Below are 19,382 nucleotides of genomic sequence, written 5' to 3'. Positions count from 1 at the left end.
AATAATTATGGAATATCAATTACAGGTCGCTGATTTAACACGACAGTTGCCCATTATCCCAATCGATTCTAAAACAGCAATTGCCTCATTTGTATTACTTGGTGATGATGAATTATCGTATGCGGCTGCTAAATTACTCCAACCCAAATTACCGACAGAATTTGATTATCTTGTCACGATGGAAAGCAAGGGGATTCCCTTGGCCCATGATCTAGGTCTGTTAACACAACATCCGCGTTCAATCGTCCTAAGAAAGTCAGTTAAAGGATACATGGCTCATCCAATCAAGACGGTTGTTAATTCCATTACAACTCAACGCCCCCAAGAACTAGTCCTCAATGGAAATGATGAAAAATTATTGCAGAATAAACGAGTAATTATCGTTGATGATGTCATTAGCACTGGTAGTTCTATGCAGGCTGCGGAATCACTATTGAACCAAGTTGGTGCCAAGGTAATGGCCAAGGTTGCTATCTTAGCAGAAGGGGCTGCCGCCAATCGATCCGATATTACTTATTTAGCACGGTTACCATTATTCAATCATGATGGTTCTTTAAAAGGGTAGCTCGGAGTCCAAACGGTTACTTGATCAATAATATTTAATAATAAGACGTTTTTGACAGGTTAGTTTGAGAAATTAAATGGTTTGCATTAAAATAGGGTTAGATGTTGAATAGGTATTTTAAACAAAAAAGGGGATCATAGATATGCCTTGTACAACAATTCTAGCTGGTAAAAACGCGACCGCAGATGGTTCAACACTGATTTCACGGAATGAGGACTGTGGCTATACGTTTAACCAAAAGCATTTTGTCGTTGTAACACCGGATAAGCAACCAAAGAATTATAAGTCGGTTACTTCAAAGATTAAGATTGATTTACCAAGTAACCCCATGCGCTATACTTCCATTCCTGGAATTACGGCTCAACAACGGAAAATGGGTATCTGGGGTGAAGCAGGGATCAACGACGCCAATACAGCAATGTCCGCTACTGAAACTAGTACCACTAATTCCCGTATTTTAGGAATTGATCCACTAGTAGAAAAGGGGATTGGTGAAGAAGATATTGTTACCATTGTCCTGCCATACATTCATTCTGCACGTGAAGGAGTTAAATTACTGGGTGACTATCTCGAAAAATACGGGACTTACGGAATCCAACGGAATTGCGTTTGCAGATCACGACGAAGTTTGGTACATGGAAACCATCGGTGGTCACCACTGGGCTGCCCAACGAATTCCTGACGACAGTTATGTAGTTGCACCAAACTGGTTTAGCATTACAGACTTTGACTTTGCTTCTGCTGATACAATGGCATCTGCCGACTTACAAAAGATGATTGATGATTACCACTTAAATGTCGATCCCGATGGTAAATACAACCTCCGGCACATTTTCGGTAGCCATAAAGACTCTGATTATCGCTACAATATTCCACGGCAATGGTATGTTCAAAAGCTCTTTAATCCAAGCATTGCTGAAACGCCGGATAACCCAGATCTGCCATTTATTCGTAAGCCAGAACGGCTGATTACGGTTGAAGATGTTAAGTATGCTCTTAGCTCACGCTATCAACACACACCATATGATCCATATGATAGTGAAGGAACCTCTGCAACGCGGACGGCCTTTCGGCCAATTGGTTTCCAGCGGAATGCTGAAAGTCATATTATTCAACTACGGAATGATGTACCAAAGGAAGAAGCAGGGATTTGCTGGTTATCGTTTGGTCCGAATGCCTTTAACTCAGTTGTTCCATTCTATACTAACGTGTTAGATACTCCTGCAACATACAAGAACACCAAAGAACACTTTGATATTCATAATATGTACTGGATGACTCAATTAATTGCAACAATTGCGGATGATCATCCAAAGCGTTATCAAATGAGCCTTGAAAACTTACGGCAAAATACGATGGCCGCTGGTCGCAACGTTATGATTAAGACAGACCAAAAAGTTGCTAAGTTGTCTGGTAAGGAGCTTCAAAAGCAATTACAGGAAGCTAATAACGAAACGGCAAAGCGCGCTTATGATTTGGCAATGAAGTGCCTTGGCGGCATGGTTGAAAATGGTGCTTTAAAGCTTCATTTGAACTATGGAAATGAATAATTTGCTACGTAATTAAATGGTCTTCAATCGCGCGTGGTGGTTGAAGACCATTTATTATTAATGAAAGGAAATGGAATTTTGCAAATTAAAACGGGCTATTTACCTTTTGGCGACTACCGGACTTATTACCGCATCGTTGGGGAGCCTTCTAAGAAGCCACCATTAGTTCTTCTACATGGTGGCCCTGGCTCGACCCATAACTATTTTGAAGTCTTAGATGAATTCGCCAACCAAGACCATCGCCAGCTAATTATGTACGATCAGCTTGGCTGCGGACAGTCTTCAATTCCAGATAATACTCCAGAGATTTACCGTCCTGAAACATGGGTGCAGCAACTAGTCAGTCTTCGACAACAACTGGGTTTACAGCAAATCCATTTATTAGGTCAATCGTGGGGTGGCATGTTAGCCATTATTTACCTATGCGACTATCAACCAAATGGAATTCACAGTATGATACTAGCAAGCACGTTATCATCATCTAAGTTATGGGGTGCAGAACAGCACCGGTTAATTAAGTTTTTGCCGCCAGAAGAACAGGCAGCGATTGCCAAGGCAGAACGTACTGGTAATTACCAAGCTGCTGATTATTTACAAGCCAATCGTCATTATATGCAATTACATTCTGCGGATGAAGCTAATCTAAACAGTCCAGAATGCTTACGACGGCCTAAGCAGGTTGGTACGGTGTCTTATGAAGTCGCTTGGGGACCAAACGAATATACTCCAAACGGTAATCTTAAAAACTACGATTATACTCAAAAATTGCAAAGGGTTACCACGCCAACGTTAATCACTAGTGGAACTAATGATCTTTGTACACCGCTAGTGGCGAAAACAATGGCTGATAATTTACCTCACGCTAGTTGGCACTTATTTAATGGAACCCGGCACATGTCATTTGTTGAACGAACAAGTGCTTACGAACACTTATTACAATCATGGTTAAATCAGCATGATTAATCAATTATCAAAACCCAGTCACCAAAATTGCATCGGGACTGGGTTTTCGTTATGATATTAAATATTCAAGTAAAAAGAGGGGAGTTGACAAAGGAATGATTAAACACTGGCAGGGGTTCATAATTAAGGTTACTTTAATTTTATCAGTAGTAATCATCCTTACACCCACCACCAGTTTAGCCAAGTCAATTTCTAAACAGCAAGCCGGTGCGATTCAGCAGCGGCTCCAACAGGCGAATGCTAATGCCCTTGTTCTGGTTGGAAAGGGAAAGCAACCCACAATTATTAGTAATCAAGCAATCGTAAATGGTCATCAAGCATCAGCAATCAATCCCCAGCGACTGTTTCCAATTGCCTCGTTTCAAAAAACGATTACTGGAATTGCCATTCAGCAACTAATTAATCGCCATCAATTAAGCCTTGACACAAAATTAAACCGGTATTTACCAGAAGTCGCCAATAGTGAACAAATCACGATTCGGCAATTAATGATGCACACGAGTGGTTTAGCAGATGTCAACCGAATTGCTTCGGAACCTTTAACAAGCGAAAAAGCAAATTGGCAATTCACCATGCACAATTATCAGGTTCGTAGTCAACCGGGACCATGGCATTACGCTAACGTTAATTACGGACTCCTAGCGATGGTGGTTGCCAAAGCTAGTCATCAATCATATCAACGATATGTTCAAAAACATATTTTTAATTACTACAACTTGCCTAACTTAAAGTTCTTCACGCAGGTCTCCGCATCTGGGGTGGTTCCATCGCTGACCGCTGCTCAACACCACCGTTTGGACCCAAGCGAAAAGAACAACTGGCGTTATTTACAACGCGAGATGTCCGCAGAATATGGTGCTGGTCAAGTCCTTGCGACTCCCCAAGGTTATTGGCAATTGATGCAAAAAACACTCCTTAATCATCACGGAATTGGCCATCAATATCAGCACATTCACTTCCAACTAACTGATAATCCATATTATGGAGGAATCTATATCCATCAAAATGCTATCCACGCAAATGGCTCCTATGCTGGATATGCATGTACATTATTTGCGGATTATAAAACAAAAAAGATCCTGATCTTATTCAGCAATAACATTACTTTGAAGCAATGTCGCCAATTAGGTCACGATCTTGATCAAATCTACTTTGGTAGCAATCACCAAGCATTTCCGTATTAAAGTTTTTTGAGCAATAGGTAATCCGTTTGCTGATCCTCGCCAACCGTGAAGGTGTGTTGACCAACTCGTTCAAAACCATAATGATGATAAAAACCTTGGGCATTATCATTATGTTCCCAAACACCCAGCCAAACTTCATCTTTTCCTAAGTCCTTAGCAACACTAAGGGCTTTTTTCATTAAACGACCACCAATATGGAGCTTCTGGAAACGTTTTAAAACATAAATCCGCTGAATTTCCATCGCTGCTGGGTAATTATTTTCAGTTTGTGCATCAGCCCAATTAACTTTCAGATAACCAGCAGTTTGGCCATTAACATTATAGAAATAAGTCTGGCTAGTTGCTGATTCAAGTTCATGAGTAAGTTGCTGAATTGAGTAAGCTTCTGCTAAGAATTGTTCCAGATCTGCTGGATCATTATCATCCCCAAAAGTTTCAGTAAAGGTAGTGCGACAAATTGCTTGCAACCGATCCAAGTCTTGGGGATCCGTTGTCACGAGTTGTAGATGGGGATCATTAACGTCATTAATTGCCATTCTAAAATGCCTCCAAATTAAATTAATCATTAACTATAAATATAAGTGCTGGTGGTAGTCCCTGTCAAAATTATGTTTTTACTTTACATAATATATATTAAACAAAGTAATGACAAGAAAGAAAAAACTAAGGGAGTACTACCCCCTAGTTTAAGCTCATTAAAAGTTTAAGCGTCTTTTGACAGCGGGAACCACTAACATTGTAATAATAACCCCAATGATTCCTTGCAATAAATTAGTACCAATTCCTAAAACACCAGCTGTCCACGTATAGAGTAATGAGTCCGCAAAGAAATAACAAACCACCATTACTAATGCTGCGGTGATTAATGCGCACCATTGGCCGGCTTTTCGTGAACCTGCTTTCTTTGCTAACCAGCCCGCAATTAATCCTTCAAGACCATGAGCGATTAATGAAAATGGAGCATACTGGGTAAAACCAGAAATTAAGTCCAAAAACAAGCCACCCAAACCACCAACAGCGGTTCCATATACGGGGCCTAAAATCATTGCAGCAATCATAATTCCAGCATCACAAAGATTAACATTACCGTGAGTCCAAGGAATTGGGATAATAAAAAGTCGGCCAAATACGATTGTGATGGCTAACAATAATCCAGCTAAAATTAATCTCTTCAGTTGACGACTTGAATTGTTCATCCTAATTATACCTACTCCTTATTTATCATCAGTTGTGACTAATTGTTTCACCAATTGTCCCAACCGCAGTCCATATTTTCGATTAGTAAATGGCTCTTCTTGAGCAGTCTCATTGACTGCAACAGCTAGCAGCTGCGTAGCAGTTCTGACGGCCGTCGTTAATGAGCAATCCGTTAATAACAAACCTAGCAATAGCGCTGCAAAAGTATCACCAGTCCCATAAAAATGTCCATGCAAGCGACGATTACCAATAAATTCTAATCCTTCTTCGCGTGACCGAAATAGGCAGCCAATTTCAGATCCCTTTGTTATTCCGGTAATCACAACTTGAGCATCGATTTTATTAGATTGCAAAATACTAAGCAGACGCTGGACATTTTTTTCAGTTGGTTTAAGACTAACTGGTTGGTTTGCTAATAAACAAAGCTCAGTCCAATTTGGGGTCAGCACAGTAGCGTGTTGACAAAGTTGCTGCATTGCTTTCAGATAATTATTATTTAATCCAGGGTACAACTTCCCCTCATCCCCCATCACCGGATCAACAATCACTGGTCGATTACCGAGCTTGGCCAGCAAAATCTCTTGAATTAGCGGAATTAAACTTTGGTGACCGATATAACCAATCAATGCTCCTTTAAAATCAAGATCTGGAATTAACTGCCAATGGTCAACTGAGTTTTTAATCCATTGGTTAGTGGACAGGCGTTGGGGATCACCAAAACACTCTGTTTGGGTGGATAATACCGTCGTGGGGAGAGAAGCGGTTGTGTAATCCATTGACTGCAGGACGGTTAACGCAGCAACCATTGAAATCTGACCAAGCGCCGAAAAATCTTCGATTACTAATGCTGCTTCTTTAATGATAACCACCCTCATTCGTCTATTAACACAATTCTTAGTATACAGCATCTTCCCCTTCTCCACCAAATAAAAAAGCCGGGAAAGCATCCCAGCTAGTGCGAAAATCAATTCTTAAATTCCATACATCCCAATTACCATGGCAATAATTAAAATGATCATTACGATAGTGGTAATCCATACGTACAGGTGATCCTTCATCACTGCAAAGGCATAGATCGATACTAAAACCCGGAGTGCAGGGGTTAATATTAACATAAATAGCCCCAACATAATAATTGCATACGGCTTTAAAGCAATAATCCCCTGCCCGATCGTACTAAACGAATGGGGGAATGTCGTTCCAGCATAGCCAGATTGTCCTGTAATAAAGAACATCAATAAGCCAATCACAATTACTAATGCGGAAACTAAAACACCAATCTGCATGATAATACCAATTACATTTTCAACCTTGGCCATTTCGGAACGCGTTGCTGAACTTTCTTTACTTGCCATTAGTTAATCACCCCACAGCCCTTGAGGATCATTTGGATACCCATAATTAAAAGAATCGGCACAAAAATCATACGCAACAAACGTGGTTGAATTCGCTGCATTAAACGAGTCCCAATTGCCGCCCCAATCAAGATTCCGATTGCGAGCGGTGCGGCAATATGCGGATGAATAGAACCGTTAAAGAAGTAAACGGTTGCGCTCGCTGCCGCCGTTACCCCCATCATCAGATTACTGGTCGCGCTCGATGGCTTAAGGGGCATTTTCATGATAGTATCCATCGCAATCACTTTAAAAACGCCACTACCAATCCCGAGTAAACCACTGGCTAATCCGGCAGCGTACATCATTGCAAAACCACCCGGAACCCGTGTTACTTGGTAGTATTTCTCTTGCATAGATAACTGATCATAATAGGAACCTTGTAGCTTTAATTTTCGTGCCCACTTGTCGTCACTGACGTTTGTTGCATCTACTCTAACTTTCCCGCGCAGCTTTTGAATCAAATTATAGGTAGAATAGACCAAGAAAATACCGAAAATTACTTCGAGCCATTTACCGTCAATTACTCCTGTCAAAATGGCACCGGTAATTGCCCCAATAGTGGTAGCAATTTCTAAAAACATTGCCACCCGTAAATTCAACAAATCATCTTTCAAGTACGCAATTGTGGCCCCAGAACTCGTTGCAATTACTGCAATCACACTGGCACCAATTGCATAGCGCATTGGCAAGCCCATTAGAATGCTTAAAATCGGGATAATAATCATTCCACCACCAATTCCAAGCAAAGCACCTAAAGAACCCGCAAAAACGCCAATTAATAATAAAATGGCTGCTTGTGTAACCAAGACTCAAGCCCTCCCTTATTAAAACGTTATTACGGGTTCTTATTCTACTACACTTATTAAACTTGCAACAAGTTAATCTTTAAAGAGCTGTGCATACTCGCCATAACCGTTTGCTGCCAGCTCAGTTACCGGAATAAATTTGAGCGCGGCAGAATTGATACAATAGCGCAAACCGCCACGATCCACTGGACCATCGGAAAAGACGTGCCCTAAATGAGAATTAGCTTGTGGACTTCTAACTTCAGTCCGTTCCATGCCAAAAGATTGGTCACGTTTCATTTTTAACTTATTTAGTGGTTTGCTAAAGGCCGGCCAACCACATCCTGAATCATACTTATACAGAGAAGAAAAGAGGGGTTCCCCACTTACAATATCAACATAAATACCAGGCTGGTCAAAATGATCATACTTCCCACTGAATGGTCGTTCAGTGGCCGCATGCTGGGTGACTTCATATTGTAAAGGCGTTAATCGCTGCTTTAAATCATCATTATTCATTGAATTCACTCCCAACTAGCAATCATGGGCCTTCGTCATTTGGATCTGTTGAGGTTGTTTATCACTAACGTCCAAGATTTCTAAATCATCAGTTAAAATTCCCTGAGGAGACTTTAACGGCATCGTAAAAACGTGGGCGTTAAAGCTAACCGTCATTTGATCAGCCAATTGCGGTTTAGTGTAACCCTTATAGTAAATCTTTCCGAGGTTCGAATCGAAGCTTGCATCAAAGTCCTTAAATGACTGATTCTGATTAACAAAAATTAATTTAAAGTTATCATCAAGAGAACAATTGCCAAGTGCTGAAAATGGGCCGACACCATCATCGTAATCTAAAAGCATCTTTTTAGAAGTTCCCAAGTAGCGACTAAGCCGTTGTTTTGCGTCATCAGTAAACGTTAAATACATCGTAATTCCCTCCTCGTTATTGTTGATTTAATTATATCTCATTTTGTTTTAACTTACAATAAGTAAGCGCCACTCTATAAAAAAACCTCAGACTAAAACTGAGGTTTTAAGGTTTAACATGTAATTAGCCTTCAAAAGCGTCCGTCAATGGAGGAACCACTTGCTTCTTCCGCGAAACAACGCCAGGAAGATTCATTCGGTGAGCATCATTCAGCTTCTTACCAAAGGCCTTTTCTACCTTATCAGTGTTGCCACCAACAACCAATAAGTCAGAATCACTATTTAAAATGTTGGTAGCAATCAAAATGAAGGTATCATAACCATTTTGGTCCATCAATGATTGCATTTCTTTTTCTAAGTCGGCTTGACGAGCAAAGACATCATCCAAGTCTACTGTGTTAACTTGACCAATCCGCACTGTCGAACCATTTAATTCAAATGACTTAGCATCGCCATCAACAATATCGTTATCTGACTTAGCATCCAGATTAGTGCCGGCCTTCAACATCTTAATGCCATAGTCTTCGTAGTCCACATCAGCAATCTTAGCTAAGGCCTTAACTGCTTCCCGATCATGATCAGTCGTGGTTGGGGACTTCAAAAGCAAAGTATCTGAAATAATTGCTGAAAGCATCATTCCGGCTAGGTCAGCAGGAATATCAATGTGCTTGCTTTCAAAAAGTTCATAAATAACGGTACTTACACAGCCGTATGGACGAACTGTTGCCCATAATGGTTGTGCAGTGTTGAAGTTAGCAATCCGGTGGTGGTCAACCAAGTGGGTTACTTGAACTTTATCAATATCTGAAACACTTTGTTGTGGTTCGTTATGGTCAACTAACATAACTTGGTCAACTTCGTTAGCAACGGTCTTAACCACCCGTGGTGCTTCCATATCAAAATGCTTAAGGGCGTACTTAGTTTCATCGTTTGGTTCACCAAGTGCAACGGCTTCTGTTTCGTAACCTAATTGATTTTGTAAGTATGAAAATGCCATTGCCGCTGTAATGGCATCTGTATCCGGATTTTGGTGTCCAAAGACTAATTCTTTACTCATAATATTGGATTCCTCCTCAAAATAGTGATGTTAATCCATCTCACATCTTTAATCATATCACGACTTTGGCAATTCTCCATAACTTTTTTTGACAGAATTTCAAAAACGATCAATTACTTAATATCCAGGCTTTCTTGCTGTGCCCCATGGCTTTGGGGATCAGTTTGAGTATTCTTATTGTCAGAGCCTTCCTTAGCTGGATTTGCCATTACTGTAATCTTACGGCGGAGAGTCACTGGTGTTCCCTGTGTATCAGTATCAATCACAAAGGTCCCATTAGACTTAGCCGTTCCCAAATGATGATCATCAACTAAGATATCTTGGAATTCAGGACGATCGGTAATGACTTCAAATGCACCATGATAATCAGCAGGATATGCTAAGAAATCAACAATTTCGTGCGGATGTTTCTTCAATTTATGCAATACCAGCACACCACGCCGAGCTCGACTACCAACTTCTAGTTCGTTGGCACGCATTTCTTTAAAGGCTCCCCGCTGGGTCATAATTGCAAGGCGGTCGTCATCAGCCGTCTGGACTAAATTAACCAGTTCATCATCATCTTTCAAATTAATTGCCCGCACTCCAGCAGTCCGCGTGCCTTGAGTTGGCACTTCAGCAACATCAAACCGTAATCCATAGCCATGTTTACTGATTGCCGTCAGACTAACATTTTGGGCCTGTGGTTCATAGTATTCAGCATTAATCATTCGTGCACTAGCATCCTTAAGCTTCATAACAACACTGGCCCGGCTCTTATATCTGGACCCAGGTTTCAGATCCTGAATGGTAGTCTGCTTGACTTGGCCATCACTAGTGGAGAAGATCATTGTTCCTGGTAATTCCAGATTTTCAAAAATCAGTGCTTTGATAATTTCCTCATCGTCCGCTAACCCAATCGACTGTGATATATGCTCACCAGTTTCTTTCCACTTAGCATCCGTCAGTTCATGCACTGGCCGATAAATAACGTGCCCCTGGTTTGTAAACATAAACAAATGGTTAAGCGTCGAAGCCCGTTGAATCAACAGTGGGTAGTCGTCTTCACGGAGCCCATTCTCTTCTAACACTGAAGCCTTAAAGCTCCGTAAACTGGTGCGTTTGATATAGCCGGCGTGAGAAACTAAGACAACAACTTCTTCATCCGGTACCGTCACTTTAGTATCGACCGTCAGTTTTTGGATGTGTTTTTCAATTTGAGTTTTTCGATCAGAGCCAAATTGCTTATCAATGGCCTTAAATTCCTTAACTAGCACGCGATTTAACTCGTTTTGGTCATTTAAGATCTTGTTATATTCTGCAATTGAATCATTCAACCGTTGCTGTTCGTCACGAAGATCAGTCACATCTGTATTCGTTAAACGGTATAGTTGCAAAGCCACAATTGCTTCTGCTTGTGGTTGGGTGAATTGATATTCATTAACTAAGTTTTGGGTTGCATCTTTTCGATTCTTACTTGCCCGAATCGTCTTAATAACTTGATCCAGAATGGAGAGCGCTTTAATCAACCCTTCTACAATGTGCAGTCGAGTTTGAGCCTTATGGAGGTTAAATTGCGTCCGGCGCGTGATGATTTCTTGCTGGAAGGCAAGATAAGATTTCAGATAGTGTTTTAAACCAACCCGCATTGGCCGTTGGTTATCAATCGCCACCATGTTGAAGTTATAGTTGATTTGCAGGTCTGTATTTTTCAGTAAGTAGTTCAAGATTCCATTGGCATCCGCATTCCGTTTCAGTTCGATGGCAATCCGCAACCCACTCCGGTCAGTTTCATCACGGGCCTCTGAAATTCCTTCAACTTTTTTATTTAAACGTAAATCATTGATCCGCTTAACAAGCTGAGCTTTATTCACTCCATAAGGAATTTCTGTCACGATGATTTGTTGGCGTCCGCCACGTAATTCCTCAATGGTAGTGTTAGCACGTAAAATAACCCGCCCTCGACCGGTTTCGTATGCTTTACGAATACCATCAACGCCTTGAATAATTCCTCCGGTTGGGAAATCTGGTCCTGGTACGTAAGTCATTAAATCATCTAAAAATGCTTCCGGATGTTTGAGTAGGTAAATCAACGCTTGAATCAATTCCCGCAGATTATGTGGTGGAATTTCGGTTGCGTAACCAGCAGAAATCCCGGTCGCCCCATTCACAAAAAGGTTGGGAATTCTAGCGGGGAGGACGGTCGGCTCTTTTTCGGTATCATCGAAGTTTAACGTCATTTCAACGGTATCCTTGTCAATATCCCGAAGCATTAAACCGGCAATCTTACTTAACCGTGCTTCGGTATACCGCATTGCTGCGGCTGGATCTCCATCCATTGAACCGTTATTACCGTGCATTTCAATTAATGGTTCACGCAATTTCCAGTCCTGACTCAGCCGAACTAACGCTTCATAAATGGAACTATCCCCATGTGGGTGAAAGTTCCCCATAACATTACCGACCGACTTAGCGGACTTTCGGAAGCCCTTATCATAAGTGTTACCATCCTTATTCATCGCGAACAAGATCCGGCGCTGAACTGGTTTTAATCCATCACGAATGTCAGGAAGCGCCCGCTCTTGAATAATGGACTTTGAATAACGGCCAAACCGTTCACCCATTAACTGTTCCAGCGTTAACTCTTCAATTTTGTTATCACTCACTTGGCACAGTCCTTTCTCATTTTACTATTGGTTATTCCATGTTTTAATGTGCGGATCGGGAATTGCAGTCGCTTGACCCTTATGCTCAACTAATTCATCGGATTCTTTATCATCAGTCATTGTAAACTGGACGTTTTTTTCAATCCATTCACGACGTGGTTCGACCTTATTTCCCATTAACGTTGTAACCCGCTTTTCTGCTAACTGGGCATCATTGATTTGTACCCGAATTAACGTCCGCGTTTCCGGATTCATCGTTGTTTCCCAAAGTTGATCGGCATTCATTTCACCAAGCCCCTTAAACCGTTGTAAAGAAGCCGTTTTACCCATCTTCTTGGTTAATTTAGTTAATTCTTCATTAGTCCATGCATAGGTGATTTTATTCTTGGCCCCCCGTCCTTGTTGCAATCGGTACAATGGCGGCAATGCAATGTAGACTTTACCAGCCTCAATCATCGGTCGCATATACTTGTAGAAGAATGTCAACAACAAAATTTGAATGTGGGCGCCATCATCATCAGCATCCGTCATAATAATAATTTTATCGTAATTAGAGTCTGCCACGTTAAATTCAGACCCAACGCCGGCTCCAACAGTGTAAATAATCGTATTTAATTCTTCATTCTTTAAAACGTCATCTAACTTCGCCTTTTCAGTATTTAATACTTTTCCTCGTAATGGCAGGATGGCTTGGAATTTTCGGTCCCGACCCTGCTTAGCTGAGCCACCGGCAGAATCTCCTTCGACCAGGAATAATTCGTTCTTTTGGGCATTCTTAGATTGCGCAGGAGTTAATTTACCAGATAGATTTCGTTCTTTGCGACTCCGCTTTTTGCCGTTCCGCGATAAGTCCCGGGCCTTTCTCGCAGCTTCACGCGCTTGACGTGCTTTAACTGCCTTGCGGATAAGCATTTGAGCAAAGTCACCATTCTCGAGAAGTGCATAATTCAATTGTTCACTAACAATGTTATCAACAATTTTTCGTGCTTCTGGTGTCCCCAGTTTATCTTTAGTTTGTCCTTCAAATTGCAAAATTCGTTCTGGGATTCGAACCGAAACGACAGCCGTCAATCCTTCACGAACGTCGCTCCCCTCTAAATTCTTATCACGGTCTTTGAGAAGATTTGTCTTTCGTGCATAATCATTAAAGCTCTTGGTCCAAGCGCTGCGAAAACCAGCCTCATGGGTCCCACCATCTGGTGTTCGCACATTATTTACAAAGGAGAGGACATTTTCGGAGTAGCCATCATTGTACTGAGCAGCAACATCTACTTCCACACCATCTTGCTTACCAGTAAAGGTCAATATTTTGCCTAACGTATCCTTGTCTTCATTCAAATATTCGACAAAGTCCTTAATCCCATTTTCATACTGGAACGTCTGACTTTGTTCTTGTCCTGGTCGTTGATCAGTTAAGGTGATCCTCAACCCCTTTAGCAAAAAGGCTGACTCCCGTAAACGTCGTGCTAAAGTATTGTAATCATAGACCGTCGTGGAAAAAATGGCGGGATCAGGTTTAAAAGAAACGGTGGTCCCGCTGGAATCCTTAGTTTTACCTAGTTTCTTCAGAGTACCAACTGGCTGACCGCCATCTTTAAATTTTTCTTGATAGCGCACATGATCACGAACAATCGTTAGCGTTAAGTTAGTTGATAAGGCGTTGACTACCGATGCCCCAACACCGTGCAATCCACCGGAAGTTTTGTAGCCATCGGCTTGACCAAACTTCCCACCAGCATGTAAGACCGTCATAATTACTTCCGGCGTCGGTTTCCCACTAGCGTGCATCCCAACGGGCATTCCCCGACCGTGATCTTGAACAGTGATGGAATTATCAGCACCAATGGTTACGTTAATCTCATCACCATAGCCGGATAGTGCTTCATCAACGGAATTATCAACAATTTCATATACGAGGTGGTGAAGTCCATAGGTATCCGTTGACCCGATATACATCCCAGGCCGTTTTCTAACGGCTTCTAACCCCTTTAAAATTTTGATCGAGGATGAATCATATTGATATTCTTTTTTTGCCACTGTTGGGGCCTCCTCACTTTTGAAAAATGTAACATTACTAGTCTACTCGAATTAATTCATCGGTGCAAACGATAATTTATGGTAGCCACTGATTAGTAAACCATGCTATGATAACAAAGTTAATGCATAAAGGAGTTTTGAAATGACTACCATTATAATGATCATAATTGCCTATTTATTAGGCTCCATTCCATCGGGATTATGGATTGGCCGCTATTTTTATCACCAGGACATCCGCAAAGAAGGCAGCGGCAATATTGGAACCACCAATACATTTCGCGTACTCGGTCCAAAAGCCGGAGTGGTTGTGTTATTAATGGATATTTTAAAAGGGACGTTGGCGGCCAGCCAACCATATTTGTTCCATTCTCCAGTTAACCCGCTACTGATTGGATTGGTAGCTTCGGTTGGCCACACATGTTCGATTTTTGATCATTTTCATGGTGGTAAAGCTGTAGCAACCAGTGCCGGGATTCTCTTAGCATATAACCCCATCCTCTTTATAATTGCCTGTGTCCTTTTCATAAGCATTATTCTGTTAACTAGCATGGTCAGCTGTGCAAGTATTATCACAGTAACGACTATTTTTATCATTGCTTTGGTAATTCATGACCATATTCTAGCAATAATTGCTGGAATCATTACTGTTTTAATTATTTGGCGGCATCGTAGTAACATCCAACGAATTCTCCATGGCAACGAGTCAATGGTTCACTTTGGACTTGGAAATTATCTGCGTCACCGTCATCAGTAGCTAAAAAGGCCGCCTCAAAAGGCGGTCTTTTTTTATGTGATTAGAATGGTTGAATTGCAAAATGATATTGTCGTTGCTGACCAGGTTGTAAACGATCCATCAGCTGTTTATGGGTTAGTTGTCCATCACTGTTAATTCCATCCGCAATTCCCCATCACGGTTCAATGCAAAGCAAATTAGCTTTTGCCGGGAACGGCGACCAAATTCCAATCAATTTATTATTATCCGTAATAACGTGTACACCATGCTGACCATCAGCATCACTGATTGTTACCGTCACTGGTTGTTCTTTTGCATCCAAAATTAAGGCATCCTGGTTAAACAAGTCATGACGTAATTGAAGTGGTGAACGAAAATCGATTGTTTGTGGATGTTCTAAGTCATTCAATGGACCTGGTGCTATTAGTTTAATTTGAGAATAGACTTTAGCTGGATTAACTGTTACTCTCATCTCCTCAAACCGCTCTTGATCAGTTAATGGAACGTTAAATCCCGGATGAGCACCAATGGCATAAATTAGCTGCTGATCATCGCTCGGGTTTGTAACTTGATAGGTTACTGATAGTTTGCCATTTGTAACTTGGTAAGTTACTACTAATTCGAACGTAAATGGGTATGCTGCTCGAGTACGATTATTATCCTTCAAAATTAACGTGACTTGGTTTGCACGCTGGTTTACAACTTCAAACATTTCATCTCGTGCAAAACCATGTTGAGTTTGATGATAAGTCATACCGCGATACTCATACTGGTCATCCTTTAAGCGACCCACAAACGGGAACAGAATTGGAGCTTGCCGTTTCCATGAACTGGGATCCCCTTGCCATAAGTATTCTTGGCCAGCATGAACTAAGCTGTGCAGCTGAGCGCCTAGTGGATCGATTTTAACTATTAAATTGGTATCTTGAATTGTAATCATGATTGATCTTCCTTTGTCATTTTGGCACGTGGAAACAGTTTCATATAGGTTTTCTGTAGATTTTCCCTTGTAACGTGTGTATAGATCTGAGTGGTTGACAGACTAGAGTGCCCTAGCAATTCTTGTACTGAACGAATATCAGCGCCATTATTCAACATCGCCGTAGCAAAACTATGCCGTAGCATATGCGGATGGATGTGGATATTGAGTGAGCTTTTTTTTACCACCTGGTTCAGGACATATTCGATCCCCTCACTGGTGATGGGTTTACCATAATGATTGATAAAAACCCGCCGATGTTCTTCATGATACTTGTCCATCAACGGCTCCCGACATTCATGAAGATATCTTTCTAAGGCCACTTTAGCGTAGTGACCAAAGGGAACGTAACGCTCTTTATCTCCCTTCCCATGAACCAGAATCATCTGGACATCCCAATTAATCTGTTCTAATGAGAGACTAGCACATTCGCTAACCCGCATTCCCGTAGCATAAAGAAGTTCGATAATGGCCCGATTTCGAAAGTCGAGTGGCCGACCGTCGCCATCCGCTGCTTTAAACAGTGCGTTCATTTCTGGTTCATAAAAATAACGCGGTAGAGAACGGGAATGATGTTTCATTCTGACTTCATCGAATGGATTAGCAACCACTAAACCATTCGTTAATAGAAAGTTATAAAAGGTTCTGAGACTCGCTAATTCGCGGTTGATTGTCGTCCATTGACGACGGAGATCATTTAAGTGGGTTAAATACGCCTGAATATCTTGACGCTTAATCTTTAGCCATCCCAGCCAATGCTTTTTTGCGGTCAAAAACTTTCGAAACATCCGGAGGTCATTTTCATACCCCTGAACCGTAGTTGCAGCTAATTGGCGTTCACCAGTTAAATAGATTGCAAAAACGTTTGCTAAATCAAATGGGTTTTTAACCACCATTTGACTGTCCTGGAGTAGCATCCCTAATTGATCTAATGAAAAAACCTGTTGCTCCAATTGTGAATTAGGAGTGCGTTGTTGATTAAGCACGCTTAAATAAGTCGCATAATCATTAGCCGTCACTTTTGACCACCCCGGGAAACCGCCCGCAGTCGTCAAAAAGTCTTCAAATTTTTGACCGCTATGAATAAGTTTTGCTAATGGTGTGGGTAAATCGTTAAGTTGGTACTGTTGATCTAATTTAATTTTTAAACTTTGATCCATCAACTCACCATCCCTTAACTATTTTTGTACTTCTTCTTCGTAATCACCATTCGGACAAATAACCTGCTTGCCACCTTTAACTTTCTTTTCAACTAGGAAGTGACCATCCTTTGGACAATTTCGTCCAACTGGCTTGTCCCATGAAACAAAGTCACAATCAGGGTACCGAGAACATCCATAGAACGTGCGGTTTCGTTTGGACTTTCGTTCGACCACGTTCCCTTGGCCACATTTAGGACATGTAATACCAGTATCCTTCACAATTGCCTTCGTGTTTCGACACTCTGGAAAACGTGAACAAGCAATAAACTTTCCATAGTGACCCATCCGAATGACCATTGGTGCCCCACAGATATCACAATTAATATCCGCAAGCTCATCCTTCATCGGAATCTTTTCAACTTTTTCTTCTGCAGTCGCAACTTCTTTTGCAAATGGCCGATAGAAGTCATCCACGACCTTAACCCATTCTTTTTTGCCTTCTTCGATCTTATCTAAATCGCCTTCCACATCCGCTGTAAACTTAACGTTGACAATTTCTGGGAAGTTCTTTTCGATCAGATCATTGACAATTTCGCCGAGTTCTGTTGGTTCAAAGTGACGTGAAACTAACCGGACATAGTAACGACGTTGGATAGTATCAAGGGTTGGTGCATAAGTTGATGGTCGACCAACACCATTTTCTTCCAGCGTTTTAACTAAGGCCGCTTCTGTAAATCTTGCCGGTGGTTGCGTAAAGTGCTGAGCTGGATCATCATTTACCATTCTAACTTGATCGCCAACTTCAAGGTTTGGTAGTAAGTTATCCTTTTCGGTGCCCCGCTTGTAGACCTTGGTAAAGCCCTTAAACTTAACTTTCGATCCATTAGCACGGAAGTTAACGTTATTTTGGGAGATCGTAACTGTCATCGTATCAATAACTTCTGCAGTCATTTGACTAGCCACAAACCGACACCAAATTAAGTTATAAAGTTTGTACTGATCAGGGGTCAGATACTTTTTCATCTTGGCAGGTGTTCGGAAAACAGAAGTTGGACGAATCGCTTCGTGAGCATCCTGAGCGCCTTCAGGGAGCTTTCCTTTGATTGGCTTAGTCGCTGCATATTCGGCACCATATTCTTCATTGATAAACTGTGAAGCTTCGTGCTTAGCGATTCCCGCAATCCGCGTTGAATCTGTCCGCATATAGGTAATTAAACCAACGGCTGCCCCTTCACCAATGTTAATTCCTTCATACAACTGCTGAGCCGCCATCATTGTTTTACGGGTTCGAAACTTCAAGCACCGGTTAGCATCTTGTTGCATCGTCGAAGTCGTAAATGGTGGTTGCGGTTGGCGTCGTCGTTCCTTACGTTCCACATTATCAATGTTAAACATCTTTTGGCGATCTAGCTTGCGCAAGACAGCTTGAACAGCATCATTATTGCTTAAAGCCATCTTCTTACCATTTTCGCCATAAAATGACGCTTTAAACTGTTCACTACCCTTGGCAAATTCAGCATCAATTGTCCAGTATTCTTCAGGCTTGAAGTTACGAATTTCCTTTTCTCGTTGAATAATCAAATTCAATGCGACTGACTGGACCCGTCCAGCACTCAAGCCTTTTTTCACCTTTTTCCACAAAATCGGGCTGATAGAATACCCAACTAACCGGTCTAGAACCCGCCGTGCTTGTTGGGCATCGACCAGATCCATATTAATTGCCCGAGGTTCTTTAAAGGCTTCTTTAACAGCGTCCTTCGTGATTTCATTGAATGTGACCCGATTTTTGGCAGTATCATCCATTTTCAACAAATTGGAGACGTGCCAAGCAATGGCTTCCCCTTCACGATCAGGGTCAGAAGCCAAGTAAACCGCCTTCGCATTCCGCGCATCACGCCGAAGTTCCTTAATTACGTCACCCTTACCACGAATCGAAATGTAGTCAGGTTGGTAATTATTATCAATTTCGACTCCCATCCGACTCTTAGGTAAATCACGAACGTGGCCAAGACTAGCAACGACCTTGTAAGTCCGCCCAAGGTACTTACCAATTGTTTTTGCTTTTGATGGTGATTCAACGATCACTAATTTCTTTTTATTACGATTTGCAACGCGTTTGCGGCGTTTAGTAGTAGTTTTTTTAGATTGTGTTGTTTTAGTTGCCAAAATAGTGGCTCCTATCTTTGATAATTTTAATTCAACATTCATTATTAAGGCATAA

17 protein-coding genes and 1 pseudogene are annotated in these 19,382 nt (G+C 41.5%); 5 read left to right on the top strand and 13 right to left on the bottom strand.

The genetic code is table 11. From position 1 onward, the window contains the following. Nucleotides 1-7 precede the first annotated feature (7 nt). From HMPREF0501_RS08865 to HMPREF0501_RS01255, 4 genes and pseudogenes are all read left to right on the top strand, one after another. Nucleotides 8-565, top strand: a complete 558-nt coding sequence (locus HMPREF0501_RS08865; RefSeq protein WP_006915981.1) for a phosphoribosyltransferase family protein — start codon at nucleotides 8-10, stop codon at nucleotides 563-565. Nucleotides 566-707: 142 nt separating this feature from the next. Continuing rightward, a pseudogene (locus HMPREF0501_RS01265) lies at nucleotides 708-2,115 on the top strand (C69 family dipeptidase). 78 nt (nucleotides 2,116-2,193) lie between these two features. Further along, entirely contained in the window at nucleotides 2,194-3,078 is an 885-nt protein-coding gene (gene pepI / locus HMPREF0501_RS01260; RefSeq protein WP_006915978.1) for a proline iminopeptidase, read from the top strand. A gap of 95 nt (nucleotides 3,079-3,173) precedes the next feature. Beyond that, nucleotides 3,174-4,262: a serine hydrolase domain-containing protein gene (locus tag HMPREF0501_RS01255; RefSeq protein WP_006915977.1), complete on the top strand. Its 1,089-nt coding sequence runs from the start codon at nucleotides 3,174-3,176 to the stop codon at nucleotides 4,260-4,262. On the opposite strand, the gene HMPREF0501_RS01250 is transcribed toward HMPREF0501_RS01255, so the two are convergent. From HMPREF0501_RS01250 to parE, 10 genes are all read right to left on the bottom strand, one after another. Next, on the bottom strand, nucleotides 4,259-4,798 hold the full coding sequence (locus tag HMPREF0501_RS01250) for a GNAT family N-acetyltransferase (protein ID WP_040455542.1): 540 nt from the start codon (nucleotides 4,796-4,798) through the stop codon (nucleotides 4,259-4,261). The genes HMPREF0501_RS01255 and HMPREF0501_RS01250 overlap by 4 nt on opposite strands. 159 nt (nucleotides 4,799-4,957) lie before the next feature. Next, nucleotides 4,958-5,458: an ECF transporter S component gene (locus tag HMPREF0501_RS01245; RefSeq protein WP_006915975.1), complete on the bottom strand. Its 501-nt coding sequence runs from the start codon at nucleotides 5,456-5,458 to the stop codon at nucleotides 4,958-4,960. A gap of 18 nt (nucleotides 5,459-5,476) precedes the next feature. Beyond that, complete coding sequence (locus tag HMPREF0501_RS01240) at nucleotides 5,477-6,427, bottom strand: PfkB family carbohydrate kinase (RefSeq protein ID WP_081443398.1); 951 nt, start codon at nucleotides 6,425-6,427, stop codon at nucleotides 5,477-5,479. 3 nt (nucleotides 6,428-6,430) lie between these two features. Continuing rightward, nucleotides 6,431-6,814 carry a DUF1634 domain-containing protein gene (locus tag HMPREF0501_RS01235; RefSeq protein ID WP_006915973.1) on the bottom strand — a complete coding sequence of 128 codons (384 nt, stop codon included), beginning with the start codon at nucleotides 6,812-6,814 and terminating at the stop codon, nucleotides 6,431-6,433. Then, the gene (locus HMPREF0501_RS01230) at nucleotides 6,814-7,662 is read right to left on the bottom strand and encodes a sulfite exporter TauE/SafE family protein (protein WP_006915972.1); all 849 of its coding nucleotides are present in this window, start codon (nucleotides 7,660-7,662) and stop codon (nucleotides 6,814-6,816) included. The genes HMPREF0501_RS01235 and HMPREF0501_RS01230 overlap by 1 nt, the downstream gene beginning before the upstream one ends. A gap of 72 nt (nucleotides 7,663-7,734) precedes the next feature. Then, nucleotides 7,735-8,160 (bottom strand): peptide-methionine (R)-S-oxide reductase MsrB, encoded by a 426-nt coding sequence (gene msrB, locus HMPREF0501_RS01225; protein ID WP_006915971.1) that lies wholly within the window; start codon nucleotides 8,158-8,160, stop codon nucleotides 7,735-7,737. 15 nt (nucleotides 8,161-8,175) lie between these two features. After that, entirely contained in the window at nucleotides 8,176-8,568 is a 393-nt protein-coding gene (locus HMPREF0501_RS01220) for an iron-sulfur cluster biosynthesis family protein (RefSeq protein WP_006915970.1), read from the bottom strand. Between the two features lie 124 nt (nucleotides 8,569-8,692). Beyond that, nucleotides 8,693-9,625 (bottom strand): manganese-dependent inorganic pyrophosphatase, encoded by a 933-nt coding sequence (locus tag HMPREF0501_RS01215; RefSeq protein ID WP_006915969.1) that lies wholly within the window; start codon nucleotides 9,623-9,625, stop codon nucleotides 8,693-8,695. 113 nt (nucleotides 9,626-9,738) lie between these two features. Further along, nucleotides 9,739-12,270: a DNA topoisomerase IV subunit A gene (gene parC, locus HMPREF0501_RS01210; RefSeq protein ID WP_006915968.1), complete on the bottom strand. Its 2,532-nt coding sequence runs from the start codon at nucleotides 12,268-12,270 to the stop codon at nucleotides 9,739-9,741. A gap of 24 nt (nucleotides 12,271-12,294) precedes the next feature. Then, nucleotides 12,295-14,307, bottom strand: a complete 2,013-nt coding sequence (parE, locus tag HMPREF0501_RS01205; RefSeq protein WP_006915967.1) for a DNA topoisomerase IV subunit B — start codon at nucleotides 14,305-14,307, stop codon at nucleotides 12,295-12,297. 142 nt (nucleotides 14,308-14,449) lie between these two features. Between parE and plsY the strand changes: the two genes are divergently transcribed. Further along, on the top strand, nucleotides 14,450-15,061 hold the full coding sequence (gene plsY / locus HMPREF0501_RS01200; RefSeq protein ID WP_006915964.1) for a glycerol-3-phosphate 1-O-acyltransferase PlsY: 612 nt from the start codon (nucleotides 14,450-14,452) through the stop codon (nucleotides 15,059-15,061). Between the two features lie 154 nt (nucleotides 15,062-15,215). On the opposite strand, the gene HMPREF0501_RS01195 is transcribed toward plsY, so the two are convergent. From HMPREF0501_RS01195 to topA, 3 genes are all read right to left on the bottom strand, one after another. Further along, nucleotides 15,216-15,980: an aldose 1-epimerase family protein gene (locus HMPREF0501_RS01195; protein WP_006915962.1), complete on the bottom strand. Its 765-nt coding sequence runs from the start codon at nucleotides 15,978-15,980 to the stop codon at nucleotides 15,216-15,218. Then, on the bottom strand, nucleotides 15,977-16,915 hold the full coding sequence (gene xerC, locus HMPREF0501_RS01190) for a tyrosine recombinase XerC (protein WP_006915960.1): 939 nt from the start codon (nucleotides 16,913-16,915) through the stop codon (nucleotides 15,977-15,979). Before xerC ends, HMPREF0501_RS01195 begins: the two co-directional genes overlap by 4 nt. 282 nt (nucleotides 16,916-17,197) lie before the next feature. Then, on the bottom strand, nucleotides 17,198-19,327 hold the full coding sequence (gene topA / locus HMPREF0501_RS01185; RefSeq protein WP_006915959.1) for a type I DNA topoisomerase: 2,130 nt from the start codon (nucleotides 19,325-19,327) through the stop codon (nucleotides 17,198-17,200). Nucleotides 19,328-19,382: the final 55 nt, after the last annotated feature.

This window comes from Limosilactobacillus coleohominis 101-4-CHN (assembly GCF_000161935.1).
Lineage (GTDB): Bacteria > Bacillota > Bacilli > Lactobacillales > Lactobacillaceae > Limosilactobacillus > Limosilactobacillus coleohominis_A.
Note: the sequence above shows the minus strand (reverse complement) of the source record. Positions and strands in the feature narration are given on the sequence as shown.

Coding starts and splice junctions, on each gene's coding strand:
- HMPREF0501_RS01250 (WP_040455542.1), bottom strand. CDS start 4,798: ATGGCAATTAATGACGTTAATGATCCCCATCTACAACTCGTGACAACG.
- HMPREF0501_RS01255 (WP_006915977.1), top strand. CDS start 3,174: ATGATTAAACACTGGCAGGGGTTCATAATTAAGGTTACTTTAATTTTA.
- HMPREF0501_RS01195 (WP_006915962.1), bottom strand. CDS start 15,980: ATGATTACAATTCAAGATACCAATTTAATAGTTAAAATCGATCCACTA.
- HMPREF0501_RS01245 (WP_006915975.1), bottom strand. CDS start 5,458: ATGAACAATTCAAGTCGTCAACTGAAGAGATTAATTTTAGCTGGATTA.
- HMPREF0501_RS01215 (WP_006915969.1), bottom strand. CDS start 9,625: ATGAGTAAAGAATTAGTCTTTGGACACCAAAATCCGGATACAGATGCC.
- HMPREF0501_RS01235 (WP_006915973.1), bottom strand. CDS start 6,814: ATGGCAAGTAAAGAAAGTTCAGCAACGCGTTCCGAAATGGCCAAGGTT.
- HMPREF0501_RS01220 (WP_006915970.1), bottom strand. CDS start 8,568: ATGTATTTAACGTTTACTGATGACGCAAAACAACGGCTTAGTCGCTAC.
- xerC (WP_006915960.1), bottom strand. CDS start 16,915: ATGGTGGTTAAAAACCCATTTGATTTAGCAAACGTTTTTGCAATCTAT.
- plsY (WP_006915964.1), top strand. CDS start 14,450: ATGACTACCATTATAATGATCATAATTGCCTATTTATTAGGCTCCATT.
- HMPREF0501_RS08865 (WP_006915981.1), top strand. CDS start 8: ATGGAATATCAATTACAGGTCGCTGATTTAACACGACAGTTGCCCATT.
- msrB (WP_006915971.1), bottom strand. CDS start 8,160: ATGAATAATGATGATTTAAAGCAGCGATTAACGCCTTTACAATATGAA.